The sequence below is a fragment of the Stenotrophomonas sp. 01N47 genome, assembly GCF_056399165.1.
In genome coordinates this window covers 1-503 of the sequence record NZ_JBFTQU010000044.1, presented here as the reverse complement: position 1 = coordinate 503, position 503 = coordinate 1, and the positions used below count along the sequence as shown (strand labels likewise).

1 pseudogene is annotated in these 503 nt (G+C 61.0%); it reads left to right on the top strand.

What is annotated here, in order from left to right:
- Positions 1-25 precede the first annotated feature (25 nt).
- Positions 26-503: pseudogene (locus AC1DKR_RS21110) on the top strand (hypothetical protein); the annotation flags it as partial.

Below are 503 nucleotides of genomic sequence, written 5' to 3'. Positions count from 1 at the left end.
CCACAGCCGCGAATCGTCATCGGGTATGCAAGCCAGCATCTGTGTGCCGCCGATCTGTTACGGCACCACGGTGAGCGCCAGCGGCAGTGTGAGCAGCGGCAAGACGGATAGCACCTATGCATCCGTGGTGGAGCAAACCGGGCTCTATGCCGGCAAGGGCGGGTTCGATATCAACGTGGAGGGGAACACCGGCCTGAAGGGCGCGGTGATCGCGAGTACGGCGGAGAAGGACAAGAACACGCTGACCACCGGCACGCTGACAACGAGCGATATCGAGAATAAGGCCGAGTACAAGAGCGATACGTCGACGATTGCGGGGAGTTTCAGTGGCGGGCAAGGCGGCACGAGTGTTCTCCAGAACCTTGCGGATAGCTTGGCGGCGACGGCCGCTGGGAACGCTCAGAAGCCGACAGAAGGGGGCGCCGGAGGGACCACAAGGAGTGCGATTGCTGATGGGACCATCAAGATCAAAGACGCGACTGGACAACAACTGGCGCTTATAC